Annotated in this window: 26 protein-coding genes; 18 read left to right on the plus strand and 8 right to left on the minus strand. The window is 37.8% G+C overall.

Features of this window, described 5'->3' with window-relative positions; genetic code table 11:
- Positions 1 to 518 precede the first annotated feature (518 nt).
- The 3 genes from FJR04_RS16350 to FJR04_RS16360 all read left to right on the plus strand — a co-directional run bounded on the left by FJR04_RS16350 (position 519) and on the right by FJR04_RS16360 (position 3,346).
- Positions 519 to 1,088 carry a photosystem I assembly protein Ycf4 gene (locus FJR04_RS16350; protein ID WP_168496832.1) on the plus strand — a complete coding sequence of 190 codons (570 nt, stop codon included), beginning with the start codon at positions 519 to 521 and terminating at the stop codon, positions 1,086 to 1,088.
- Between the two features lie 182 nt (positions 1,089 to 1,270).
- Positions 1,271 to 2,038: a peptidylprolyl isomerase gene (locus FJR04_RS16355; RefSeq protein WP_168496834.1), complete on the plus strand. Its 768-nt coding sequence runs from the start codon at positions 1,271 to 1,273 to the stop codon at positions 2,036 to 2,038.
- Between the two features lie 150 nt (positions 2,039 to 2,188).
- Positions 2,189 to 3,346, plus strand: a complete 1,158-nt coding sequence (locus FJR04_RS16360; protein ID WP_168496640.1) for a beta-ketoacyl-ACP synthase — start codon at positions 2,189 to 2,191, stop codon at positions 3,344 to 3,346.
- A 16-nt stretch (positions 3,347 to 3,362) separates the two neighbouring features.
- Here FJR04_RS16360 and FJR04_RS16365 read toward each other — a convergent pair whose 3' ends face one another.
- Both FJR04_RS16365 and FJR04_RS16370 read right to left on the minus strand, forming a co-directional pair.
- Positions 3,363 to 4,445 carry an ATP-binding protein gene (locus FJR04_RS16365; RefSeq protein ID WP_168496642.1) on the minus strand — a complete coding sequence of 361 codons (1,083 nt, stop codon included), beginning with the start codon at positions 4,443 to 4,445 and terminating at the stop codon, positions 3,363 to 3,365.
- Positions 4,446 to 4,759: 314 nt separating this feature from the next.
- A complete protein-coding gene (locus FJR04_RS16370; RefSeq protein WP_168496644.1) occupies positions 4,760 to 5,071 on the minus strand; it encodes a hypothetical protein in 312 nt (103 codons plus the stop codon).
- Positions 5,072 to 5,213: 142 nt separating this feature from the next.
- On the opposite strand from FJR04_RS16370, the gene FJR04_RS16375 reads away from it, so the two are divergent.
- The 4 genes from FJR04_RS16375 (at position 5,214) to FJR04_RS16390 (ending at position 8,564) form a co-directional block, all read left to right on the plus strand.
- On the plus strand, positions 5,214 to 6,041 hold the full coding sequence (locus tag FJR04_RS16375; protein ID WP_168496646.1) for a class I SAM-dependent methyltransferase: 828 nt from the start codon (positions 5,214 to 5,216) through the stop codon (positions 6,039 to 6,041).
- 67 nt (positions 6,042 to 6,108) lie between these two features.
- Positions 6,109 to 7,209, plus strand: a complete 1,101-nt coding sequence (locus tag FJR04_RS16380; protein WP_168496654.1) for a saccharopine dehydrogenase family protein — start codon at positions 6,109 to 6,111, stop codon at positions 7,207 to 7,209.
- Positions 7,210 to 7,668: 459 nt separating this feature from the next.
- Positions 7,669 to 7,926 carry an Asr1405/Asl0597 family protein gene (locus tag FJR04_RS16385; protein WP_168496836.1) on the plus strand — a complete coding sequence of 86 codons (258 nt, stop codon included), beginning with the start codon at positions 7,669 to 7,671 and terminating at the stop codon, positions 7,924 to 7,926.
- A 20-nt stretch (positions 7,927 to 7,946) separates the two neighbouring features.
- Positions 7,947 to 8,564, plus strand: coding sequence for a (2Fe-2S) ferredoxin domain-containing protein (locus FJR04_RS16390; protein WP_168496656.1), 618 nt, complete (start codon positions 7,947 to 7,949; stop codon positions 8,562 to 8,564).
- Positions 8,565 to 8,922: 358 nt separating this feature from the next.
- Here the strand turns inward: FJR04_RS16390 and FJR04_RS16395 are convergent, their stop codons facing one another.
- The 3 genes from FJR04_RS16395 to FJR04_RS16410 all read right to left on the minus strand — a co-directional run bounded on the left by FJR04_RS16395 (position 8,923) and on the right by FJR04_RS16410 (position 13,595).
- Positions 8,923 to 10,053, minus strand: coding sequence for a CO2 hydration protein (locus FJR04_RS16395; protein ID WP_168496657.1), 1,131 nt, complete (start codon positions 10,051 to 10,053; stop codon positions 8,923 to 8,925).
- Between the two features lie 56 nt (positions 10,054 to 10,109).
- Positions 10,110 to 11,609, minus strand: a complete 1,500-nt coding sequence (locus tag FJR04_RS16400) for an NADH-quinone oxidoreductase subunit M (RefSeq protein ID WP_168496659.1) — start codon at positions 11,607 to 11,609, stop codon at positions 10,110 to 10,112.
- A 129-nt stretch (positions 11,610 to 11,738) separates the two neighbouring features.
- Positions 11,739 to 13,595 (minus strand): NAD(P)H-quinone oxidoreductase subunit F, encoded by a 1,857-nt coding sequence (locus FJR04_RS16410; RefSeq protein ID WP_168496661.1) that lies wholly within the window; start codon positions 13,593 to 13,595, stop codon positions 11,739 to 11,741.
- A 655-nt stretch (positions 13,596 to 14,250) separates the two neighbouring features.
- Between FJR04_RS16410 and FJR04_RS16415 the strand changes: the two genes are divergently transcribed.
- The 9 genes from FJR04_RS16415 (at position 14,251) to FJR04_RS16455 (ending at position 20,267) form a co-directional block, all read left to right on the plus strand.
- The gene (locus FJR04_RS16415; protein WP_010995042.1) at positions 14,251 to 14,559 is read left to right on the plus strand and encodes a carbon dioxide-concentrating mechanism protein CcmK; all 309 of its coding nucleotides are present in this window, start codon (positions 14,251 to 14,253) and stop codon (positions 14,557 to 14,559) included.
- Between the two features lie 89 nt (positions 14,560 to 14,648).
- Complete coding sequence (locus FJR04_RS16420) at positions 14,649 to 14,993, plus strand: carbon dioxide-concentrating mechanism protein CcmK (RefSeq protein WP_168496664.1); 345 nt, start codon at positions 14,649 to 14,651, stop codon at positions 14,991 to 14,993.
- A 6-nt stretch (positions 14,994 to 14,999) separates the two neighbouring features.
- A complete protein-coding gene (locus tag FJR04_RS16425; protein ID WP_168496666.1) occupies positions 15,000 to 15,305 on the plus strand; it encodes a EutN/CcmL family microcompartment protein in 306 nt (101 codons plus the stop codon).
- Between the two features lie 184 nt (positions 15,306 to 15,489).
- The gene (locus tag FJR04_RS16430; RefSeq protein WP_168496668.1) at positions 15,490 to 17,151 is read left to right on the plus strand and encodes a ribulose bisphosphate carboxylase small subunit; all 1,662 of its coding nucleotides are present in this window, start codon (positions 15,490 to 15,492) and stop codon (positions 17,149 to 17,151) included.
- 127 nt (positions 17,152 to 17,278) lie between these two features.
- Positions 17,279 to 18,049 carry a transferase gene (locus FJR04_RS16435; protein ID WP_168496670.1) on the plus strand — a complete coding sequence of 257 codons (771 nt, stop codon included), beginning with the start codon at positions 17,279 to 17,281 and terminating at the stop codon, positions 18,047 to 18,049.
- A gap of 229 nt (positions 18,050 to 18,278) precedes the next feature.
- Positions 18,279 to 19,064, plus strand: a complete 786-nt coding sequence (locus tag FJR04_RS16440; RefSeq protein WP_168496672.1) for a BMC domain-containing protein — start codon at positions 18,279 to 18,281, stop codon at positions 19,062 to 19,064.
- A gap of 35 nt (positions 19,065 to 19,099) precedes the next feature.
- Positions 19,100 to 19,351, plus strand: coding sequence for a DUF4258 domain-containing protein (locus FJR04_RS16445; protein WP_168496674.1), 252 nt, complete (start codon positions 19,100 to 19,102; stop codon positions 19,349 to 19,351).
- A 13-nt stretch (positions 19,352 to 19,364) separates the two neighbouring features.
- Positions 19,365 to 19,604, plus strand: a complete 240-nt coding sequence (locus tag FJR04_RS16450) for a DUF2283 domain-containing protein (protein WP_168496677.1) — start codon at positions 19,365 to 19,367, stop codon at positions 19,602 to 19,604.
- A 123-nt stretch (positions 19,605 to 19,727) separates the two neighbouring features.
- Positions 19,728 to 20,267: a Uma2 family endonuclease gene (locus FJR04_RS16455; RefSeq protein ID WP_168496679.1), complete on the plus strand. Its 540-nt coding sequence runs from the start codon at positions 19,728 to 19,730 to the stop codon at positions 20,265 to 20,267.
- Between the two features lie 19 nt (positions 20,268 to 20,286).
- On the opposite strand, the gene FJR04_RS16460 is transcribed toward FJR04_RS16455, so the two are convergent.
- The 3 genes from FJR04_RS16460 to FJR04_RS25930 form a co-directional block, all read right to left on the minus strand.
- Positions 20,287 to 20,571, minus strand: coding sequence for a hypothetical protein (locus tag FJR04_RS16460; RefSeq protein WP_168496681.1), 285 nt, complete (start codon positions 20,569 to 20,571; stop codon positions 20,287 to 20,289).
- Between the two features lie 174 nt (positions 20,572 to 20,745).
- Positions 20,746 to 21,402, minus strand: coding sequence for a hypothetical protein (locus FJR04_RS16465; protein ID WP_168496683.1), 657 nt, complete (start codon positions 21,400 to 21,402; stop codon positions 20,746 to 20,748).
- A 90-nt stretch (positions 21,403 to 21,492) separates the two neighbouring features.
- A complete protein-coding gene (locus FJR04_RS25930; RefSeq protein ID WP_217359393.1) occupies positions 21,493 to 22,311 on the minus strand; it encodes a lecithin retinol acyltransferase family protein in 819 nt (272 codons plus the stop codon).
- 163 nt (positions 22,312 to 22,474) lie between these two features.
- On the opposite strand from FJR04_RS25930, the gene FJR04_RS16480 reads away from it, so the two are divergent.
- Both FJR04_RS16480 and FJR04_RS16485 read left to right on the plus strand, forming a co-directional pair.
- Complete coding sequence (locus tag FJR04_RS16480; protein ID WP_168496685.1) at positions 22,475 to 22,732, plus strand: AbrB/MazE/SpoVT family DNA-binding domain-containing protein; 258 nt, start codon at positions 22,475 to 22,477, stop codon at positions 22,730 to 22,732.
- An 85-nt stretch (positions 22,733 to 22,817) separates the two neighbouring features.
- The gene (locus tag FJR04_RS16485; RefSeq protein WP_168496687.1) at positions 22,818 to 23,642 is read left to right on the plus strand and encodes an Rpn family recombination-promoting nuclease/putative transposase; all 825 of its coding nucleotides are present in this window, start codon (positions 22,818 to 22,820) and stop codon (positions 23,640 to 23,642) included.
- The last annotated feature ends 119 nt before the right edge of the window (positions 23,643 to 23,761 follow it).

Genomic DNA, 23,761 nt, shown 5'->3' on the forward strand with positions numbered 1-23,761 from the left:
AACTAAAATCCTCGTTTTTACTAAAATTGCAACGTTTTTTAAGCAGTGTTTCAGCGGTTTTACTGAATTCATGGCAACTGCCGTGAGGAATTCAACGTTTTTTTTACAAACCAATTAGCGAGATTGTGAGAACTGACTACTTGAACAAAGTGATCATTTCTCATAATTATGCCATGTGCAGCTACCATTAACTAGTAATCTAGAGTATGGTAACTTAATGATTCTTAACTTATCACATTACTCAGAGTTTGCGCTGGATACAGCCAAAGAAATTAAATATTTACGATCTCCAATACTATAAATATCAGAATTTTAACAATTTGACATAAGATTTCTCAGAAATCTTTTACCGGTGACATCAGACAGAATTAAGTAGGAGCGCAGGATCTGCACCCAAAAGCATAGCTGCCGTTACACTATGCTATCAAAAGGAAGAATTTTCTTCCTCATCTCCTGGATAGCTTGCAATGAAGACTGCTTCAGTGGCAGACTTGAGAAAGATAGTCCAAGGTAGTTTAATGACGGTATCAACAACGATTAACAAAGGCGATAACCTCCTCTATCAAAAGGTTCTCGGTTCACGTCGGTTTAGTAACTACTGGTGGGCAACTATTGTTACTATGGGAGCCAGTGGTTTTTTCTTAGCTGGTATCTCCAGCTATCTCAAAGTCAATTTACTCATTGTTACTGATCCAACACAACTGATATTTGTCCCTCAAGGATTGGTCATGGGATTGTACGGTACTGCTGGGTTGCTATTAGCCTCATATCTGTGGCTGGTGATTCTCTGGGACTTAGGCGGTGGCTATAATGAGTTTAATCAGGAAACTGGGAAATTAAAAATCTTTCGTTGGGGTTTTCCAGGCAAAAACCGTCGCATCGAAATTGACGGACGCATTCAAGATGTACAATCAGTAAGGATTGTAATTAAAGAAGGTCTTAATCCTCAACGTGCTTTGTATCTGCGGGTTAAAGGGAGACGGGATATTCCCCTCACCAGAGTAGGTCAACCTTTATCTTTGGCAGATTTAGAAAATCAGGGTGCGGAATTAGCTCGTTTTTTGGGAGTACCTTTAGAAGGACTCTAGGAATTTTGGATTTTAGATTTGTCATGTAGTGAACAAGAAGATCCCCGATTTCTTAGAGAAGTCGGGGATCTAAAGGTGAGTAGTTTTCACAAATCATATTAGTTATGAGCATTTTAAAATCCAAAATGCAACAACTGGCGAGATTGAAAGATAAAATATTCTGTTTGATGCAGTCACGAACAATGCGGTTAAAATTTCCCCAATTTTTTGTAGTTCTGTTGATGATTGGTGCTTTGACCTTGGGAGGATGTACGCAAAATACAGCATCTTCTGATACAGCCCCAACTGCAACAGCTACCTCTGAAACAACTACTAATAGTACAAAGACGGTATCAGAAACTATTAGTGAGAGTATTCCAGGAACGAAAGATTTACCACGCCTCGAAGGTAAAGCTACAGTGGTGATGACAGTTAATGGTTCACCAATTACGATTGAAGTAGATGGTACAAATGCGCCAATTACTGCGGGTAATTTTGTGGATTTGGTACAAAAGGGCGTTTATGACGGTTTAGTATTTCATCGTGTTGTCCGCGACCCTCAACCGTTTGTGGTTCAAGGTGGTGATCCTAAGAGTAAAGACCCCAAAACACCAGAACAATTATTAGGTACAGGTGGTTATATTGATGCTAAAACTGGGTCTGAACGCCGTATACCCTTAGAAATTAAGCCAAAAGGGGCGAATCAGCCTATTTATAGTAAGACAATTACTGAGAAGCCGGAGTTACAGCATAAGCAAGGAGCAGTAGCTATGGCGCGATCGCAAGCACCTGATTCTGCTTCTTCTCAATTTTACTTTGCTTTAGCAGATTTATCATTCTTGGATGGTAACTATGCTGTGTTTGGTAATGTTACTAAGGGTTTTGATGTAGTTAACAAAATTCAGCAAGGCGATCGCATTGAGTCTGCTAAAGTCACTCAAGGTGCAGAAAATCTGAAAATTGGTCAGTAGTTGTCTTAGGGGCGAAGCATTCGGGCGACCAATACTCAACGTTTGTCCAAGGCTATTTTCCGAATGCTTCGCCCGTACAGTTGTCAGTTGTCACAATGATTGATAATTTTCCGCTGATAACTGCCAAAATCTATAATCTAAATTCCAAAATTGGTTAGAGTTGTTGTTACTGGTATTGGTCTAGTTTCGGCTATAGGTCAAAACTTAGATGATAGTTGGCAAAATTTACTACATGGTAAAACTGGGATTAAATTACATCAACCATTTCCAGAATTGGGAGTGATTCCTCTAAGTTTAATTACGGAAAAACCATCTACATTAAGTAGCTTAACGGAAATAGTTGTTAACGCTGCTTTGCAAGATTCCCGATTAGTACCACCCTTGTCAGATTGTGCGGTGGTAGTGGGTTCTAGTCGTAGTTATCAAGCCTCTTGGGAGATGATGACCCGAAAAATATATGAGCAAAAATCCGGATTAAATATAGATAATTGGTTAAATAGTTTACCCCACATGAATGCGATCGCCGTAGCGCGACAAATTGGGGCAACAGGGGCTGTTTTAGCGCCAATGGCAGCTTGTGCAACGGGGATTTGGGCGATCGCTCAAGCGGTGATGTTAATTAAATCTGGACAGTACCAACGAGTAATTACAGGTGCAATAGAAGCGCCTATTACTCCCCTGACAATTGCCGGATTTAGGCAAATGGGGGCTTTAGCAAAAACTGGGGCTTATCCCTTTGATTTGCAGCGGGAAGGCTTGGTATTAGGTGAAGGGGGTGCTGTATTTATTCTCGAATCTGCGGAATTAGCAAGCCAACGACAAGCCAAAATTTATGGAGAAATCTTAGGTTTTAGCTTGACAGCAGACGCATATCATGGTAATACTCCAGAACCAGAAGGAAAAAGTGCGATCGCTGCAATTAAGCAATGTTTAGAACGTAGTCAAATAACACCTACAGAGATAGACTACATTCATACACATGGTACAGCCACCCAATTAAATGACCGAATTGAAAGCAAAATTATCCAACGCTTATTTCCCGCAAAATTAGCCATTATTTCCACTAAAGGTAGCACAGGTCACACATTAGGCGCATCGGGAGCTTTGGCTGTAGCATTCTCACTTATGGCTTTACAGCATCAAATTTTACCTCCCTGTGTAGGACTTCAGCAACCAGAGTTTGATTTAAACTTCATCACCTCAGCACAGAAAAGCAAAATTCAACGAATGCTTTGTTTTAGTTTTGGTTTTGGTGGACAAAATGCTGTGATAGCTTTGGGAAAAAGTGATCCACCGACTCAATTTTGAATTTTAACTTTCCTGACTATTTTGATGGTAAAGAAAAGTAAAAAGTTGCACCTTTATTCACTTCTCCTTTAGCCCAAACTTTGCCACCATGACGTTGAATTACCCTCCGTACTGTAGCTAAACCAATCCCATTTCCTTCAAAACATTCTTCAGAATGAAGACGTTGAAAAGGTTGAAACAGTTTTTGGGAATTAGCTGTTTCAAACCCTACCCCATTATCCCGAACAAAAAAAATAGCATCATTGGCTTGATATTCCATATTGATAGATAATGATAAATCTTGTATTTCTTGTTGAGTTAATTGCCCAAACTCAATAATTGTCTCTTGAGATATTTGAGTATATTTCCAAGCATTTTCTAATAAATTATCTAAAGCAATCCGGATTAATCTTTTATCACCACAAACTTGAATATTGGGATTTATTAATATTTTACTGGGGCGATTAATATGCACCAATTGAATTTGTTTAATTACATCTTCTGCCAAATTACTTAAATTAAAAACTTGCTTATTTAGCTTTGTATAACTAACTCGTGAAAGTTGCAGTAGGCTTTCAATTAATCCCTTTGTCTCTTGACTAATTTGATCTATTTGTTGTAACCATTCCTGGGATTGAGAACTAAGTTGTTGACAATCCTTATCTAGTAACTTCTGACTTAATAAACCAATTCGTCGCAGATAATTCCAAAGATCGTGGGAAAGAGAATAAGAGAAAATTTCTAACTCTTCAATTGTTTCCTCTAATTCAAGCGTTCTTTTCTGTAACGAATTGACTAAGTTTTTATGATTAGTAATATCTCGTAAAGAAATTAAAAAAGCTGGTTCATTTTCCCATTCAATTTTGACAATTTGCATTTCTGCAATTAGATTGTTACCATTAATTGATATTATACTGATCTCAGTTTTATCAGCGATCGCTACGGGGAAACCAAATGAATTTCCCATTAATTCTGACTGAGAACGGTTAAACATGGATTCTGCCGCAGGATTGACAAACCTAACTATACCAGCAATATCCACCACCATGATACCATCAGCATTTTGAGAAATTAGCATTTTAAATTGATCATCATCGTAAAGTTGAAAAGCAGAAGACATAACTCATTTTTGCTCAAACATACAAGATTATTTTCTGCGATATGAGAATATAAAAAATACTATTGATACTGAAAAATTCTCTGCAAAAAATAATATAATTACAGCAGAAATCACGCCTATATACTCCATTTAATTCCCGATGATTGCCAGTAATCCGGATATTTGAAAATTTCCAGCCAACTAGCAATATTTAAACATTTGTCAGCTACAAAAGTTTAGGGTGCGTCACAGCCTTACTGAAATTTTTGCAAAATTAAAATACCATTGTTATATAGAAATCAAGTATATCATGTTGATTATTGATACAATCTTACTTAATTGCGATCGCGTTTTAAGTTAAAAATCACTTTTTCTAAATACCAATTTTTGGATTTACCTGGATGTTTATTTTGTTCATATTTGAGTAGTCTTTCCGCAGTTACACTATCTGATTGTAATAAAGTTAATAGTTCTTTCCAAAGTCTTCTATCACCATTCCCAAAAGACATAGTAGTTTTAGATGATTTCCGGTGGGTATACTTTCTAGTCTTAGATATCCGTCGTTTTTGGCTACGAATTACAGACATTGCTAAAAACAATACTGCTATCATCAGGATTAGCCAAATAGATAAAACTAAGGTGTGCATATTTAAGTACGTTAGTATAATTATTAATTACACAATGCGGTAACTGCCAACTATACACAACAGTAAATATTCTGATTTAGTTTTTAATAAAGTTACATAATCAGCCATAAAGTTCCCCATTGCTGGAAATTAAGGATAAATCATGAAAGAACTAAAACTACTTCAAAATTTATATTCTCAAGACTTAGAAACTAGAAAAAATTGGTATTCTCACGTCGCCGAAGCTTATAATAGGTTAAGACCTGGTTATTCACCAGAAATTATTGATGGTGCTGTAAAAATAGCTCAACTTCCACCAAAAGCAACTATCCTAGAATTAGGATGTGGTCCAGGAAACGCAACTTTAGCCTTTGCTAAATTAGGTTTTTCTATGAAATGTCTAGAACCGAGTTTAGCAGCTTGTAATTTAGCAAAACAAAATTGTAAAATGTATCCATTGGTAGAAATTCAGCCAACTACCTTTGAAGAATGGGAATTAGAACCTGAAAAATTTGATGCTGTTTTAGCCGCAACTTCTTTTCATTGGATTAATCCTGAATTTGGTAATTTCAAAATTTCTCAAGCTTTACGGAATAATGGGTGTTTAATTCTACTTTGGAATATGACACCACAACCAGAATATGAAGTATATCTAAGTTTTCAGGAAGTTTATCAAAAGTATGCTCCATTTTTAGATAGATATGAGGATATCCAAACCCAAAAAGATATAGTTCAATCTTTAGGACAAAAAGCCATTGATTCAGGTAAATTTCAAGATTTAGTTTCACAACAAATTGTATGCAAAGTCAATTATTCTGTTGATGACTTTTTACTACTTTTAAGCACTTATACACCATACTTAAAATTAGAGATAAAAACTAGGAATAATTTATTTGCCGGGTTACGAGAAAAAATAGAAAATAACTATGGAGGAAATATTCAAATCACTTATGTCTCAGCTTTTCAAGTTGCTAGAAAATATGAAGCATAAATATTAATTATCTGTAGATAATCATTTCTAAATTTCATCTTTGTAATAAATATTTTTGAGGATAATTATGAAAAATCATGTTTTAATTCTTGGAGGTAGAGGAAGAATAGGTAGTAGTGTGGCTGAGGATATATTTAAAAATACCCAAGCAAAAATTACTATTACTGGACGTTCTCCACAAATCAAAAATTCTCCATTAGGAGAAAGAGTACATTTTTTATTATTAGATTTAGCTGATACTGATAATCTCAAAAAAGCCATATCTGAATCAGATTTAGTTATTCATTGTGCAGGACCATTTCATTATCGAGATACTCAAGTTTTAGAAATTTGTATTGATGAAGGTGTAAACTATCTTGATGTCAGTGATCATCGTTCCTATACACAAAAAGCATTAAATTTTCATAGAGAAGCTGTGAATTCTGGGGTGACAGCAATTATTAATACAGGGGTTTTTCCAGGTATTTCTAATAGCTTAGTTCGTCAGGGAATCGAAAAATTTGATGTACCAGAAAAAATCCATTTGAGTTATTTAGTTTCTGGTTCTGGTGGTGCAGGAATTACAGTCATGCGAACCACTTTTTTAGGTTTACAGCATTCTTTTGAAGCTTGGATAAATAATAAATGGCAAACAATTACTCCTTATACGGAACGTGAAAATATTGATTTTCCATATCCATATAGTAATAGTGGTGTTTATTGGTTTGATATGCCAGAATCTATCACATTACCAAAATCTTTTCCCAAAGTAAAAACTGTAATTACTAAGTTTGGTTCTTTTCCTGATTTTTATAATCATTTAACTTGGATAGCAGCCCATATTTTTCCTAAATCATTAATGCAAAAATATGAGATGATTGAATTTCTTGCCCATGTCAGTCACAAAATGACAGATATTACTAATATTTTTACTGGTATTGGTGTAGCTGTAAGGGCAGAAATCACTGGCAAGATTAATGATCAATCAGCAATTTATTGTGTAAATTTACTTCATGAAAATACAGCAATTGCGGCTGGTTTAGGTACTGGTAGTATTGCTGAATTATTACTCAATGGTAAACTTAGCAAACCGGGAGTTTCACCTGTAGAAACAGCATTATCCACAGATTTATTTACACAAATGATGACGAAGAGGAATGTGAATATTGAATCATCTTGGATGCAATAAAGAATACCACTTTCTCGGAATTAAACATTAATAATCTTCCTTCTTCCTTCGCGTTCTTTGCGTCCTACCCTTCGGGAACTGCTGAGTGCTATGCACCGCTACGCGAACGCAGAACGTGGTTCGTTTCTTCTTTATTCGTCAAAATGTATTTGACAGACTAGTAGGTATTCCCCACTCATTGATTCTGACTCCTGAATTCGGGCTTTGCTGTGTTAAGTCACGTCAAGTCTTAGTGTAACTTAGTATATTGTAATATATTTATTTGGTATTTCATTGACTTTATGCTTTAAATGTGTATCGTTTTAAAGAAATAAAGTTGAGATTTTTTTTCAAAATTAATGACAATATTTTGCAGCTAGTGTATTCTAAGAAAAGAAGCTAAACTCCCGGCGACTTGCAAATTTAACTTGTAAGTTGATGGTTTTACTGCAACTTTATGGCATTTTGAGGGCTATTCGCTTGAAATCTTCTAGCTCAGAAACAAACAGAAAGCACGTTATTGATATAAATTGGGCAGACCGTTGGCAGGTTTATCAACGCCTACGAGAGTTAGATATTCCCTGTCTCTGTAGCATGAACCAGCCTTTAACGGTAGAAATAACCAATCCCACAGCAGCTATACAACTTTGGAGTGTGATTCAACAATTGACTGCTTCCCGTCAAAACTTGATTAAGAATCTGGAAGGTTGTTGGCGCACTCGTTACCAAAAATTTTAGTCAGACAATAGGTTAAAAAAATGAGTATATCTACTAATTCAGAAGTAACAGAATTTTGTTTTGAAGGCAGATTCCTGGATTTTGTAATTAAAGATGGATATAAGTTGAAAGGCTTGTTATTAGGAACTGCTGACGGTGAATTTTATGTAAAATTGGCCAAGCATTTACGTAGTGTTTTTGATTTACGTTTACCTCAAGGTACTTGGCTGCAAGTTGTGGGGACAAAACAATATAACGCCAAAAAAGATCAAGTAACACTAATAGCGGAACGAATAATGGCCGCACGTTCTGATTTAGGGAAGGTTGAAGCGAAAAAACCAGCTAAAACACAAGTAATTCTCGTTTGTCAGAAGTCTGATTGCATGAAACGCGGTGGTAAGGCTTTATGTCAAACTTTGGAGTCGGAGTTAAAAAATAGTGGTTTAGAAGATAATGTAATTATTAAAGGTACTGGCTGTATGAAAAATTGTAAAGCTGGACCCAACTTAGTTATGCCAGATAAAACCCGTTATAGTAAAATTAAATCTGTTCAAGTTCCAACTTTAGTAAATAAGCATTTTTCTGGGGAAATTCAGAAAACATCAGTGGATATAGTAACCCAAGTTCCTAGTTATCTAGTTAAGGCTGGTAATGGGTAATTGGTAATAAGATATTAGCGATAAACGGCGTTGCTGATTGAATGTATGAATTAGCCTCACGCAAAGGCGCAAAGGCGCAAAGAATTAAGAGTTAAAGAAATCTAATTTTTAAATTTCATACTCTGATTCAGCAACGCCCGATAAACAATAGATATAGGATTGAAAATTAAATATGCGTTTTCCCTAACCTTTGTAGAGACGTTCCATGGAACATCTCTACATTATTTTTAAGCAAATATACTTGAGAAGGTCATAACTTGGGTTTTTACATCCATATATCCCCTTTAAGCAAAAGCTCAAATTGTGACCGTGCAAAGTATAACAACTTTTCGTAGTGATTAAGCATTTGTGAATTTTCCTATTTATTTACTTCTAATAACTGGGAATTCTCTAATCTTGACATCCATTTTTCTAAATAAACTTGATTGGCTGTTTTCTCAGATGAATTTTGAGTATCTAAGGGATAGGGTAAAAGTCCTAGAATTGCGGCTGTAGTTACACAAAACATTGACTTTTGGAAACTCATACAAATTTGTATTCGCAAATCATCTTCACCGCGACGACTGCGACGATAGATATCATGTAAATATTCTGGCAAATAATGGCGCATATCTTGCATTAACAATGTGGGAGGAATACCTGCACCACCAATGGGTAAAGGATCTGCGTATAATGCACCATATTGGAATCGAGATAAATCTGGGGGAACTTGATATGCTTGTGCATTTAAGGAAACTGTTCCTAAAAAGGGTGTACCTCTAAAAAATACAGCTTCTACATAAGGAACTGCGGTATCGGCGAGGAAGGTTAAACCAACTGATTTAGGAATAAGATCATAGACTTTATCGCCGATTTTAACACTGTATGTAATTGGTTTAACTGCGTTTGCTACTAAAGCCAGTTTAATATGTTCTACAACTTGAGGAATGGATTTAATTTCGCCTTTGTCATAGCGATCTGATAGATTCAGAAACATATCAGCCATAACTCGCCAAAATTGACCTAATCCAGTGTAATAAGCAGAGACTCGTAACTGTTCTATTAAGAATTCCGGAAAAAGTTCATTTATTCCCAACATGAGGGGATTATTTTTGAATTTAGCAGTAATAATAGCTTGCGCTCTTTCATGAAATTCTTTAGTATCTAAATATGCGTCTAAACCGCCACCACCATGCCACATCATGGTTTTCATGCAATATTCAGCATATTCAAAATTAATCCGATCATGCCATAAGTGACGGAGTAATTTAGCAAAAGAAATATCGCCATTAAAGTATTTAAAGAAGGGAAAAAATACTAAAAATTGATGTTCAGCGATGTAAATTAGATTGTGAGAATAGGCATCTAAAACTACACCATAGCTTTTAAGGATACCAACAACTTCTAAGACATTTTCTGGACTATCTTTCAGTAATGCTTCACCAGTTTGTAAGCGATGAACATACTCAGATAAGGGTTTATTCGCAGTTCTTTTTTCGGTAGTTGCCATTGCTAAGTCTCCTGCAATTCAATTAAAAATTAAAAATCAAAAAAATTAGTTAGGGGTTAATTTTTAATTTCTAATTCGTTATATTTTGTTGCCACTAGGTTATGAGATTTTACCATTGTGGTAATTGTGGCTTCAGTATAGTGAACTAACCAATTAGGTTGAATGCCTAAAATAACGATCATTGCGGCTAAAATAATAGCAGGTATGCGATCGCTCCAATAAACACGAGGTAAGTTACTAACTTCCGCTGATAACCGCCCAAAGAAGGCACGATTAAGAAGAATTAAGAAGTAAACCGCAGTTAAACCATTTCCTAACATTGCCAACAATGTTTGCACGGGGAAAACTTCAAAACTACCTCGAAAAACGATAAATTCGGAAATAAATCCTACCATTCCCGGTATACCTGCACTGGCCATGACTGCAACAATCATTAAGCTACCAATCACAGGTAAACCTCGTTCTGGGTTTAGCAGTCCCCGAATTACGTTTAAATCCCGACTACCAGCTTTCTTGTAGACTACCCCTACTAATAGGAATAACATAGCGGATATCAATCCGTGACTAATCATTTGCATAACTGCACCCAAGACGCTGAGGGGTGTGGATGCGGCTGCTGCTAATAAGACATAGCCCATGTGGCCGATAGAACTATAGGCTACCATTTTTTTCATATCTGTTTGAGCGATCGCACAAGATGCCCCAAACAAGACGCTAACTACTGCCCATGTCGCTAACCAAGGTGCTAAATAAGCCCAAGCATCTGGTAACAAATCCATGCCAAATCGCAGTAAGCCATAAGTTCCTAATTTCAATAATACCCCAGCCAATAAAACAGATATAGGTGTGGAGGCTTCGACGTGGGCATCTGGTAGCCACGTATGGAAGGGAACTAGGGGAATTTTGACACCAAAACCTACCAAAATTCCTGCTAATAGTAAAATTTGCGTTGCTAAGGGTAGAGATTGAGCATTTAATGTTGCTAGGCTAAAGTTGGGAGAACCACTCAACCAAACCATACCCAGGAAACTGGCTAAAATAACGATGCCGGAAAAAGCTGTATAAATCAGAAATTTCGTAGCTGCATAACCCCGTTTTGCACCTCCCCAAATCGCAATTAGCAGATATAGGGGGATTAATTCCAACTCATAAAACAGGAAGAATAATAATAAATCCTGTGCCAAAAATGCTCCTGTCACCCCAGCACTTAATAGCAGAATTAAGGAGTAGTAAAATCTCGGACGTTGTTGGGATTCATCACTACTATAAATAGCAATACAAGTTAACAGTCCATTGAGAATTAGCAACGGTAAGGATAAACCATCTACACCGAGATTGTAGTTTAAACCAATGGCATCTACCCAGGGTAGAGATTCAGCAAATTGTTGACCAATTTCTCCTGGATTAAATTGAATTGCTACGACAATACTCCATAAGAAAATAATAACGCTAAATACTAAGGACAAAATTCGGGCTAGTTTAGCAGAGATGCTAAAAGGATAGAAACCAAGGAAAGCCGCACCAATTAACGGCAGTAAAATCAATGTACTGAGCATAGAAGTTAGGGAGCAGGGGGGCAGGGGAGCAGGGGAGCAGGGGAGCAGAGGGGGCAGGGGAGGTAGGGGAAGAATATTGCCTATTACCAATCACCAATTACCTATTACCCATTACCAATCACCTATTACCTAAAAAGGCAATTTATCGAATAAACCTAATGACAAACTAATGAAGAAACCAAGGATGCTAATGACGACGAGGATTGTGAGCATATAGCCTTGGGATTGACCAGAAATACTGTATTTTAAACTTTGTCCACTAAAAATCGCAGCAAAGCCGATTAAGTTGACTAGACCATCTACCAAAAAGCGATCGCTCCACGCGGATATCCTCGATAACAGCGCCACAGCATTCACAATCGTTAACCGATAAATGCGGTCTATGTAAAAATCATAACCTAATAAGTCTTGTAAAAATCTCCAGATCAAAATCCTGGATCTTGACCAAGCTTTGTGAAGATAAATTGTACTGCCAATAGTTACACCAGCAATGGTGGAAGCTAATAAAGATGCAACTATATACCAATCTAGGCTTTCCCAGCTAGGTAATAAATACCATTGCTGTAGCATCAGGGGTAACAATAGTGTCAATATAGTTAAAGTCACCATTGGTAATGCCATTGGCCAGGCAACTTCTGGAGCGCGGCGGGTTTTTGGTTGGGGTTGTCCCCAGAAGACTAACCGGAATACCCTAGTTAAATTTAAAGCTGTTAGGCCATTAACTAAGATTAAAACTACAATTACCCACGGGCTAACTTTGACTAAGCCATCAGCCCATGCTAACATTGCCCAGAAACTGCCCAATGGTAGTAGTGTTACCATACCGGCTGAACCGACGATAAAAGCTGTAGTGGTGGCTGGCATTCTTGACCACAACCCCCCCATTTCTGTCAAGTCTTGAGTTTGGGTGGTGTAGATAACTGAACCAGAACTCATGAATAATAAGGCTTTGGCAATAGCATGACTCAGAAGTAACATTAATGCTACTCCACCTTGTTCTAGTCCTACTGCTAAAAACACCAATCCCATATAAGCACTGGTAGAATGGGAGAGCGATCGCTTAATATCAATTTGGGCTAAGGATACTAATGTAGCCCCAATCGCTGTCATTATCCCCACTACAACCAAAGTATTTAAGGCAATGGGGGACAAATATAATATTGGTTGAATTTTGTACAGTACATAAGCACCACCTCCTACTACCAGAGAGTTTCGCATCACTGAAGCTGGGTTCGGACCTTCCATAGCTTCATCTAACCATAGGTGTAGAGGAAACTGAGCGCATTTACCCGCAGGTCCGGCAATTAAACCTAGACAGAGTAAAGTTGATGTAACCGGGTTTAAATCAGCAGTTTGCGCCCATTCATACAAATCAGAAAAATTTAAGCTGCCGGCTAAAGTGGAAAGAGTGACTACAGCCATTAACAGCAATAAATCTCCTACTCGCTTGGTTAAAAAGGCATCTCTGGCTGCGGTAACTACCAACGGTTGAGCATACCAAAATCCTACAAGTAAATAAGTAGAAAGGGTAAGAACTTCCAGTAACGCATAGCTGAGAAATAAGGAATCACTAATCGCTAGACCACTGAGGGCTGCTTCAAAAAATCCCACCAGACCAAAAAAGCGGGCTAACGACCAATCTTTTTCCATGTAGCCTAGTGCATAAATTTGTGCCAATAAACTTAATCCAGTAATTAAAACTGTAGCGCCAATACTAACTACGGAAATTTCTAAAGCAAAAGATAATTGGAAATCGGCCGCTTGAAACCAAGTAATTACTAAATTCTCTTGCTCTCGGTTCCAGATATCTTTAAACACTAATAGACTATGAACAAAACCTAAAATAGTAGTCAATAAGTTAAAGTAGACAGCAGGTCTTGGACCCGTCCGTTGGATTATTCCTATGCCCCACGGCAAAGTTAAAATTGCGCCTAGTAAACTATAAAGAGGCACGAAGCAACTTGTTAAAAATAGAAACTCATTCATTTAATATTTCCCTTGACAACTCAGTCTCGATTCTCTTAAACAGCCTTTAAATAATCATTTGCTAAAAAAAAGAATTATTTGAGAAAATCTATTTTTTCTTAACTTTTTTAGCGAAATATGCTTAGGCACATTTACCTCAGATTAGCTTATTGTTGAGCAATTAAATATAATCTTACATTTTAGATATTCTATGAATTGTTGAACAACATTTTTTATTTTTCTGCTTTTTTAAAATTGCTTTTTTAAGTACATTAGTAAAATTTGCAGATTTTCACATAGTAGTTATGGAAATAGCAAACTGTAAGCAAGATATAACCCATAGTCCATCTATTCCATATATAGTGCCTACCGATCCTTCTTATCAAAGAATTAGCTTAGGCTACGAACTATAGTGATTCTAAATGTGATAAAGAAATTATAAAGCATAAGTTGTCACTCTAGGGATCAGTGAATTTTAATCCCTCAAAAGACCGTATGAACTTTTGTTAAGTTTTTTTAAACTGTTTTATTACAAACTATTATAGTAATTTATGTTGCCAGGGATGCCAAGGTTTCCTATGCTTAAATGTGGCAGTATTTTTAGCTCAAGATAAGTATCCCCGTCCAAAATTTCCACCCATAGTTCTGATTCGATTAATTTTTGAGGAGTTCTGCGATGCCAATTGCAGTTGGAATGATTGAAACAAAGGGCTTTCCCGCAGTAGTAGAAGCTGCTGACGCAATGGTGAAAGCAGCCCGTGTGACTTTAGTAGGATATGAAAAAATTGGTAGCGCTCGCGTTACAGTGATTGTGAGGGGAGATGTTTCTGAAGTGCAAGCTTCAGTAGCTGCTGGCATTGAAGCCGCCAGAAGAGTAAACGGTGGTGAAGTGGTATCTACTCACATCATTGCTCGTCCCCACGAAAACTTAGAATACGTTCTACCAATTAGGTATACAGAAGCAGTAGAACAGTTCCGTACTTAAACACTTAACTGTTTAAACAAAAATCATTAACGGGGCTGCTTGAGTTTAAATCTGGCAAAAGTAAAAATTTAATTTAAGGACAAGAACAAATGTCAATTGCTGTAGGAATGGTAGAAACTCTAGGCTTTCCAGCCGTAGTAGAAGCTGCTGATGCGATGGTAAAAGCTGCTCGTGTTACTTTGGTAGGCTATGAGAAAATTGGTAGTGGTCGGGTAACAGTAATCGTTCGTGGTGATGTTTCCGAAGTCCAAGCCTCAGTAGGTGCTGGCGTAGAGTCAGTGAAGCGCGTTAATGGTGGACAAGTGCTATCCACTCACATCATTGCCCGTCCTCACGAAAACTTGGAATACGTCCTCCCTATTCGTTATACCGAAGATGTAGAACAATTCCGGGAAGGTGTAAACGCAATTCGTCCTTTTGGTAGAAGACCATAATTAATAATGCAAATTGCCAGAGTTCGTGGCACAGTAACTAGCACCCAAAAAGATCCTAGTCTGCGGGGTGTCAAGCTACTAATGTTGCAATTAATAGATGAAAATGGCAACCTCCTGCCAATATACGAGGTAGCAGCCGATAACAGTGTGGGGGCAGGAGTGGATGAGTGGGTGCTTGTCAGTCGTGGCAGTGCTGCTCGTCAAATACTTGGTAATGAACAACGACCCTTAGACGCAGCAGTAGTGGCAATCATAGATACCATTCACGTTGAAGATCGTGTAATTTACAGCAAAAAAGACCAATATAGATAGTCAGGGAAAAGGTGACAGGTGACAGGTGACAGGTAACAGAGAAGAGGCAGGGAGCAGGGAGCAGGGAGCAGGGGAAAGAATTTCCTCATCACAACTGACAACTGACAACTGACTACTGACAACTGACCACTGACCACTGACCACTGACCACTGACAAAAAGCTTATTTCAGGAGGAATCTCGCAATGGTAGTCCGCAGCACGGCGGCACCCCCAACCCCGTGGTCAAGGAGTTTAGCAGAACCAAAAATTCATGCAACTGCATTTGTACACTCTTCTTGTAACCTCATTGGTGATGTCAATATAGGTGCAAATGTAATTGTTGCTCCGGGGACTGCGATTAGAGCAGATGAAGGTACACCTTTTTGTGTTGGTGAAAATACCAATATTCAAGATGGTGTGGTTATTCATGGGTTGGAGCAAGGCCGAGTCATTGGTGACGATGGCAAAGAATACTCGGTATGGATTGGCAAAAGTGCTTCCATTACCCACATGGCACTGATTCATGGACCTGCTTACGTTGGTGATAGTTGTTTTATTGGCTTTCGGTCTACGGTATTTAATGCCAAGGTGGGTGCAGGCTGCATTGTGATGATGCACGCCTTAATTCAGGATGTAGAAATTCCCCCTGGTAAATATGTAGCTTCTGGATCAATAATTACTACCCAGCAGCAAGCAGATAGATTGCCAGATGTCCAAGTGCAGGATCAAGAATTTGCTCACCATGTAGTAGGGATTAATCAGGCTTTGCGGGCTGGTTATCACTGTGCTGCGGATAGCAAGTGTATTGCACCCATTCGGGATGAACTTAATCTTGCTGGGGCTAAATCTTATACAAGTATTGAAATTGAAGAGTTAGAAAGGAGCAGTGAAGTGGCGAGCAATAACTTGGGTGCAGAAACAGTAGATCAATTACGTTATCTACTAGAACAAGGATTTAAAATTGGTACAGAACACGTAGACCAAAGACGTTTTCGTACAGGTTCTTGGCAAAGTTGTCAAGCAATTGCAACTCGGTCTTTAGGTGAAGCTGTTTCTGCTGTAGAATCTTGTTTGAGAGATCACAGCGGCGAATATGTGCGGTTATTTGGGATTGATAACGGCAGAAGAAGAGTATTGGAAACAATCATTCAACGCCCTGATGGTGTAGTGGCTGGTACATCTAACTTTAAAGCACCTGCGACTACATCGGCTGGTAGCTACAACGGTAATGGTAATGGCAACGGTAATGGTGTTGGTAGTGCCAAACTGAGTGCGGAAACTGTAGATCAAATCCGTCAACTTTTGGCTGGTGGTTACAAAATTGGTACAGAACACGTAGATGAACGTCGCTTCCGGACTGGTTCTTGGAACAGTTGTCAACCAATTGAATCTAATTCGGCTCAGGCAGTTGTGTCTGCTTTGGAAGAGTGTATAGAATCCCATCAAGGCGAGTATGTGCGTTTGATTGGTATTGATGCTAAAGCTAAACGCCGTGTATTGGAAGCAATTATCCAAAGACCAAACGGACAAGTCGCGTCTTCTGGTAGCACAAAATCATTTACTAGTACAAGTTCTGCAACGGCAACGGCTACAGTTAGTAGCACCCGGTTAAGTACGGAAATAGTAGATCAACTGCGCCAACTATTGTCCAGTGGCATGAAAATTGCGGTGGAACACGTAGATCAACGCCGTTTCCGCACAGGAACTTGGGCAGTTGCGGGTCAAATTCAGGCTATATCTGAAAGAGAAGCGATCGCTGCCTTAGAAGGATATATCTCTGAATATCCAGGCGAATATGTGCGTTTAGTTGGTACTGATCCCAAAGCCAAGCGCCGCGTATTAGAAGCAATTATTCAACGTCCATAGGTAAGAGGCAGGGGAAGCAGGGCGCAGGGCGCAGAGGAGAAAATTCTTTCTGACCACTAAACCACTAAACCACTGACCACTGACCACTAACCACTGACAATTTCTGGCTTCCGAGGTAATAAATTCCATGTCTGTGTCGCTACTACGCCTGGGCGATAGATTTGATTCTCATATTCATGGCGACGTGATTATTCATCCCAGTGCGGTACTAGCTCCGGGGATAATCCTCCAAGCATCTACCAACAGCAAAATTGTGATTGGTGCTGGGGTATGTCTTGGCATGGGGTCAATTCTCCAAATAAGTGAAGGTACTCTAGAAATAGAAACAGGAGCAAACCTGGGAGCCGGTTTCTTGATGGTTGGTGAAGGTAAAATTGGGGCTAATGCTTGTATTGGTTCAGCTACAACGGTTTTTAACTGTTCCGTAGCACCAGGACAAGTCGTTCCCTCTGGTTCAATTTTGGGAGATAGTAGTCGGCAAATTGTGGAAGCGTCAGCCAAACAACCAGAATCTACTCCTCCTCAAATAGAGGAACAAGAGAAACAACAGGAAGAAGAAAAAGTTATTTCCTCAACTCAAGTCTCCTGTGGGGCAGTTGAAGATTTAAAAGACCAATCTACGCCTATATCTCAACCTTCACCTACACCAAAAAGCCAGTCTCCTCCTGTTGAAGAAAAGGCCGTGGTTGGTAATTCTCCTTCTTCTGAAGAAACTACACTTCCAGAGTCTACAGAAACTAGCACTCAAGATTTAGAACCTAGTGAGTCTGATATTGAAACTCACAGTATTTTTGGCACGCAAATTTATGGACAAGGTAGCATAAATAGGCTTTTGACTACATTGTTTCCTCATCGACAATCTTTGAGTAACCAAGATTCCGACAATTCTTCAGGGTAAGTGTTAAGTATTAAGTATGAAGCATAGTTTGGCGTAAGCCATAGTGTGAACTTATAGCAGAAGTCAGAAATCAAGAGTCAGGAGTAAAATCTGCTGAATACTTGGTTGGCAATGAAAATTTTGTGATTCATTTACCTGCAATCTACTGACTGTAAGTCCATATTTAAATGCTATTTTTCATTGCTGTTTGATTGCAAATGGTACACGCACCTTATCCTGGAAAATGTAGATGGAAACATATAATCAAAGTGCTTTGAGTAATATTCATGCACCACGTTACCGTGATAGCCTCAAAGATACGGCTTTGGGTTTAGTCTCAACCCTGAGTTTCCCAGCTATAGTTGGCACGGCTGACATGATGTTAAAGTCGGCTGGAGTCCACTTAGTTGGCTATGAAAAAATAGGTAGTGGCCACTGTACGGCAATTGTCCGAGGTGGAATTGCTGATGTACGTTTGGCTGTAGAAGCTGGTGTACAAACCGCTGAACAATTTGGACAGTTGGTTTCTAGTTTGGTAATTCCCCGTCCTTATCCTAATTTAGATATAGTTCTCCCTATTAACCGTCTGACTAAATTTATGCAAGACGGTAGATATAGTCGTTTGAGTAATCAAGCAATTGGCTTGGTAGAAACTCGCGGATTTCCGGCCATGGTTGGCGCTTGTGATGCCATGCTTAAAGCTGCTGATGTTCAATTAGCATCTTATGAAAAGATTGGTGCTGGTTTGTGTACGGCGATTATTCGCGGTTCGGTTGCTAATGTGGCTGTAGCAGTAGAAGCGGGAATGTTTGAAGCTGAACGCATTGGTGAATTGAATGCAGTAATGGTGATTCCTCGGCCTTTAGATGAGTTGGAGGAAACTTTACCTGTAGCTAGTTGCTGGATGGAAGAACGTCAACCAATCAATATACCTATAAATATTAGAGATAAAATAACAGATGTAGAGGCAGTAGAGTTGCCTGATTTGGCGAAACTACCTGTGAGAGTTAAGGAAGAAATTTGGAATGATGAATAATATTGGTCATTCTACAAAACCAATGAAGCAATATTATGAAGGTCAGATTGCATCCCCATGCACAAGCACGATTAATTGAACGCGGTGCTACAGAAGAAGAAGTTATTGCTACAGTTGAAGGTGGTGCAAATTTTACAGCCCAATTTGATAGAACTGGATTTAAGCGTAATTTCTCTTTCAATGCTGAATGGAATGGCAAATTTTATGCTATGAAGAAAGTAGAAGTAATTGCTGTCTCAGAAGGGGAAGATTGGTTAGTTATTACTGTTATCGTTAAATATTTTTAAAGGTAAAATAGCCATGAAAATTTCCTACGATCCGAGATACAACATAGCTTATATCTATCTACAAGAAAAAACTGGACAGGTACAAACAATTCAAGTCAGTGAACAAATGAATGTAGATATTGCACAAGATGGCACAATCTACGGTATTGAACTCTTAAATGCTAATCAACAATTAGGAACTTATGAACAGGGTAAGTTGATTTTAGTTAATGAAGCATTAGGAGAATCTACAGAAGTTAAGTTGTTGATTTAATTTCAATAAAGATGACTTAACCGCACAATTTATTGCAAAAAATCAAAATCACAATTGAGTTTAAACGGCAAAAATATAATCAAATACAGTCAAATATTTCCATAGTATTTCAGGAGAAAACTTATGTCTTTGACAGTGAAAGAACTAGAAGAAATACAGATAGCATATCCTGACTATCGCATGGAATTAGTAGATGGGAGTATCATTATTATGAGTCCGTCAGGTTATGAATCGGAAGAAGTAGGAACTGAGTTTGCGCGAATTTTGGGTAACTGGGTAAGACCTCGTAAACTAGGGCGTGTAGTTGGTTCTAGTGCGGGGTTTAGATTGCCAAATTCTGATTTACGTGCGCCTGATGTGTCTTTTGTTTGTGCTGATAGACTCAAAAAATCAACGGAAGATTATGCAGAATTAGTTCCTGATTTAGTAGTTGAAGTGAAATCTAAAACTGATTCTATAGATAAACTCAGAAGAAAGATTCAAGATTTTATGAATTTAGGTTCACAGGTTGGCATTTTAATTAATCCTAAAACGAGAACTGTAGAGGTTTCTTGTAATGGAGAAACTGTGATTTTTAAAGATGGTGATATTTTAACTCTTCCTGATTTATTACCTGGTTGGGAAGTGGCAATTTCTGAAATTTGGTCGCCTGTTTTTGAGTAGTTTGGATGATAATTAAACTTCACAGATTATGTTTCTCCTTTAAATATTCCCATTTAGCTTGATCTGGATCAAAATCCGGTGGGGCTGGTTGGGTTTTTTCAAACCAGTTTTGCAAAGCTTTGATTTTAGTTCGTCTTCTAGGTGTTTCTGGGGCTGGTTCACTGGTTGGGGATGTTGTGTTATCAAGGGTATCTGTAGCTGTCCAGACTATTATTTCCACATTTACGGGGGGTAAATTCACTGGTTCGGTAATCAGCAAGTTACCAGATGGATCAATTTTTCCTTTGAGTTTGTATGCTTGCATGATGTTTTTTATAAGAGGATGTTTATATATTATCTCGCCTTAAGCAAAATTCAATCTCTAAACTTGGGTTTAAATTATGATAACTACACTCATTGAAAGAGAAGCAGAACCCATTTTAATTAGTGAACTAACCTGAAGATAATTTAATTTTCTGAAAATAAACTGTAAATAAAATTAAAATCTTATAGTCAACTCATCATACACTATATTAACAATTCTTTCTAAGAGAATTACAGACGGAGACAAAATTGCTTCTTGGATAGCATTAATTTCTTTTTTTCCATGAAATAGATTGCATCGAATATGATAAATAAACTCTAAAATACCTTCAACATAAATATCTGGTTCATCTTTTTGAGAAAATTTGTATTTTAAGTTGTTATCTCCCCTTTTTTCATATTTACCACTTGCATGGTAACAAATTCGTAAATCTCCGTATCTGTTTTTTCCAGTTATTATACCTTCTTCCATAATTTCTTCAATCCTTGTCATGCTTATACGAGCATCAGCATCTTCACTAATTTTTGAAAACAACTTTTCACCACGTTCTAAAAAAAACGAAATAACATTTTTAACCGCTTTTTTTTCCTCTAAAGATCCATTAGATCCATTATCTGTTGGAATTCCTGGGTCACGATCACGCTTACGTTCTTGAATTGCATTAACTTCATTATATAAAGCATTATAAACAACATATAACGTGAAAAATTTATCTATTAATGCTTCACATCTTTTTTTACAATCTGATGAAGTCTGAATGACTTCGTTATATTGTTCAGCTTTTTCTATCCAACGTTTACAAAGCTGTTGATACTGTTGATTAATTCCCATGTAATTAGTGTTTTTTATTGTTATTATCAGTTAGTAAAAAAATCCACCTTCTTAACGGGTGGATATTTATAGATTTTAAATGATAACTTATTATTCCGATATCCATTTCCAGAGTTTGTAAGCACCAAACCCAACTGCGGCCGCTGCTGCTGCTGGTGCGGCCACTGTAATAGCAACACCGGCAGCCATTCCACCTCCAACTGTTGCTCCAACTGCGGCTAGACCAGAAGTAATTCCAGCAGCACTCAAACCTGCAACACTTCCGGCGGCTGCAATTGTACCAACTGCTCCAGCAGTACCAGCTACTGCGCCTACAGTTGTCATAGTTCTACCAACAGCACGAGCTTCACGCTCATCATCAGGAAGACTCTCATCATCCTTTAAAACCTGATCCATAGCTACTTTTGTAATAGCAGCAGGAGCAGCACCAAGTGCGCCAATACCCGCAATTGCACCACCTCCAACAACTCCACCAACTGTAGCTAAACCTGACATAATACCAGCACCACTTAACCCAGCTGCCGCACCAGTAGCACTGACAACACCAAGACTACCCGCAACTGCGGCTCCACTTCCAGATGCTCCCGCTCCCACTGCTCCTGCATTTTTTACTTGTTCGCTGGCGTGTACACCTGTTTTACACCAAGTAGCAAAGTGTTCACAATTATTATCAAATAAGTGATAAGCATCTTCTCCTAATCTGCTTTCAGCACGCCAAACTACAATATCTGGTGTATCACACTGGCCGTACTTTCTTACAAAAACAGTGTTTCCAGATGCAAAGGAAGCCCAAGAAATACGAGAAATCTTTCCGTAGTTCTTTTTATAATGAATAACTGTACCATCACCGCAGTCTATACCATGATGGGTATAAACACCACAACTATAATAAACGTGATTTCCTTTCATATTCTTGTTACCTTTGATATGGAAATTTAATTTGTAGCAATCGGGTTAGAATCTGCATAATAACTTTATAATACTATTTCATGATAGATATCTACCGTATTTACACTGTCCGCACTACTAGATGGTAAAATTGGATTACCATAAATAGTGGAAAATTATTACAATGGAAATTACTAAACTATCAACTCAAGGTCAAATTACTATTCCCCAAGTTTTAAGAGATCAGTATCATTGGCAAGATGGTCAAGAATTAATAATAATTAATTTGGGTGATGGAATTTTATTAAAACCTAAAAAAACTTTTCCAGAAACAAAATTAGATGATGCTGCTGGTTGTTTGAATTATCAAGGAAAAGCCAAAACAATTGAAGAGATGGAACAAGCAGTAGCACAGGGAATAGAAGAATTAGGTCATCAATGATTGCTCTTGATACTAACATTATTATTAGAAATGAAAAATTTATTAAAAACTCTCAAAATTTTACTCTTCCGAACAACTTTTTAAAATGAAAACAGACAGCATATTTTACCGATTATTTCAAGAAATACCTAGCATATTTTTTGAACTGATTGGTAACTCTCCCCAACTAGCCGAACTTTATCAATTTTCATCAGTTGAAGTCAAACAAACAGCCTTGAGAATAGATGGAGTTTTCTTACCTAACCAAAATACGGATAACCCCATCTACTTTTTAGAAGTACAATTTCAATCAGACAAGGATCTCTACCATAGACTTTTTAGCGAAATATTTCTTTACATCCGCCAAAACAACCCCAAAAATCACTGGAGTGCTGTAGTTATCTATCCAACCCGCAGCATAGATACACAAGATATTCAGCATTATCAAGAATTTTTCACCAGTCAACGAGTGAGAGTTATTTATCTCGACGAATTAGCAGAAACAACATCTTTACCCATTGGGATTGCTACAATAAAACTAATCATCGCTAACCCAGATAATTCCATTACCCAAGCCAGAGAATTAATCACCAGAACTAAACAAGAGATAGATTCTCAACTGCAACAGCAACAAGTATTACAAATCATCGAGACAATTTTAATTTACAAGTTTCCAAGAATGAATAGGGAGGAAATAGAAGCTATGTTTGGATTAAGTGAGTTAAAACAAACCCGATTTTATCAAGAAGCAAAAGAAGAGGGAAAGGAAGAAGGAATAGAAGAAGGTGAACGCAAAGCTAAATTAGACGCAGTTCCTGGTTTGATAGCATTGGGTTTAACTAGAGAACAAATCGCACAAGTTTTAAATTTAAGTTTGGAAGAAATTAGCGAGATTATCCAACAACAAAATATCAACACAACGGACAAATAATAATGATTTAATCAGTTCCAGAAAATACTACTGTTGCAGAAAATGAGATTACTTAATCAGTAGAATTAAACAATAGATAAATTCTCAACTTCAACAGATTTTGTAGGTTGCATTATCAA

It is taken from the genome of Anabaena sp. UHCC 0204, from assembly GCF_009711975.1.
Lineage (GTDB): Bacteria > Cyanobacteriota > Cyanobacteriia > Cyanobacteriales > Nostocaceae > Dolichospermum.

Coding starts and splice junctions, on each gene's coding strand:
- FJR04_RS16350 (WP_168496832.1), top strand. CDS start 519: ATGACGGTATCAACAACGATTAACAAAGGCGATAACCTCCTCTATCAA.
- FJR04_RS16355 (WP_168496834.1), top strand. CDS start 1,271: ATGCGGTTAAAATTTCCCCAATTTTTTGTAGTTCTGTTGATGATTGGT.
- FJR04_RS16365 (WP_168496642.1), bottom strand. CDS start 4,445: ATGTCTTCTGCTTTTCAACTTTACGATGATGATCAATTTAAAATGCTA.
- FJR04_RS16370 (WP_168496644.1), bottom strand. CDS start 5,071: ATGCACACCTTAGTTTTATCTATTTGGCTAATCCTGATGATAGCAGTA.
- FJR04_RS16375 (WP_168496646.1), top strand. CDS start 5,214: ATGAAAGAACTAAAACTACTTCAAAATTTATATTCTCAAGACTTAGAA.
- FJR04_RS16380 (WP_168496654.1), top strand. CDS start 6,109: ATGAAAAATCATGTTTTAATTCTTGGAGGTAGAGGAAGAATAGGTAGT.
- FJR04_RS16390 (WP_168496656.1), top strand. CDS start 7,947: ATGAGTATATCTACTAATTCAGAAGTAACAGAATTTTGTTTTGAAGGC.
- FJR04_RS16395 (WP_168496657.1), bottom strand. CDS start 10,053: ATGGCAACTACCGAAAAAAGAACTGCGAATAAACCCTTATCTGAGTAT.
- FJR04_RS16400 (WP_168496659.1), bottom strand. CDS start 11,609: ATGCTCAGTACATTGATTTTACTGCCGTTAATTGGTGCGGCTTTCCTT.
- FJR04_RS16410 (WP_168496661.1), bottom strand. CDS start 13,595: ATGAATGAGTTTCTATTTTTAACAAGTTGCTTCGTGCCTCTTTATAGT.
- FJR04_RS16415 (WP_010995042.1), top strand. CDS start 14,251: ATGCCAATTGCAGTTGGAATGATTGAAACAAAGGGCTTTCCCGCAGTA.
- FJR04_RS16420 (WP_168496664.1), top strand. CDS start 14,649: ATGTCAATTGCTGTAGGAATGGTAGAAACTCTAGGCTTTCCAGCCGTA.
- FJR04_RS16425 (WP_168496666.1), top strand. CDS start 15,000: ATGCAAATTGCCAGAGTTCGTGGCACAGTAACTAGCACCCAAAAAGAT.
- FJR04_RS16430 (WP_168496668.1), top strand. CDS start 15,490: ATGGTAGTCCGCAGCACGGCGGCACCCCCAACCCCGTGGTCAAGGAGT.
- FJR04_RS16435 (WP_168496670.1), top strand. CDS start 17,279: ATGTCTGTGTCGCTACTACGCCTGGGCGATAGATTTGATTCTCATATT.
- FJR04_RS16440 (WP_168496672.1), top strand. CDS start 18,279: ATGGAAACATATAATCAAAGTGCTTTGAGTAATATTCATGCACCACGT.
- FJR04_RS16445 (WP_168496674.1), top strand. CDS start 19,100: ATGAAGGTCAGATTGCATCCCCATGCACAAGCACGATTAATTGAACGC.
- FJR04_RS16450 (WP_168496677.1), top strand. CDS start 19,365: ATGAAAATTTCCTACGATCCGAGATACAACATAGCTTATATCTATCTA.
- FJR04_RS16455 (WP_168496679.1), top strand. CDS start 19,728: ATGTCTTTGACAGTGAAAGAACTAGAAGAAATACAGATAGCATATCCT.
- FJR04_RS16460 (WP_168496681.1), bottom strand. CDS start 20,571: ATGCAAGCATACAAACTCAAAGGAAAAATTGATCCATCTGGTAACTTG.
- FJR04_RS16465 (WP_168496683.1), bottom strand. CDS start 21,402: ATGGGAATTAATCAACAGTATCAACAGCTTTGTAAACGTTGGATAGAA.
- FJR04_RS25930 (WP_217359393.1), bottom strand. CDS start 22,311: ATGAAAGGAAATCACGTTTATTATAGTTGTGGTGTTTATACCCATCAT.
- FJR04_RS16480 (WP_168496685.1), top strand. CDS start 22,475: ATGGAAATTACTAAACTATCAACTCAAGGTCAAATTACTATTCCCCAA.
- FJR04_RS16485 (WP_168496687.1), top strand. CDS start 22,818: ATGAAAACAGACAGCATATTTTACCGATTATTTCAAGAAATACCTAGC.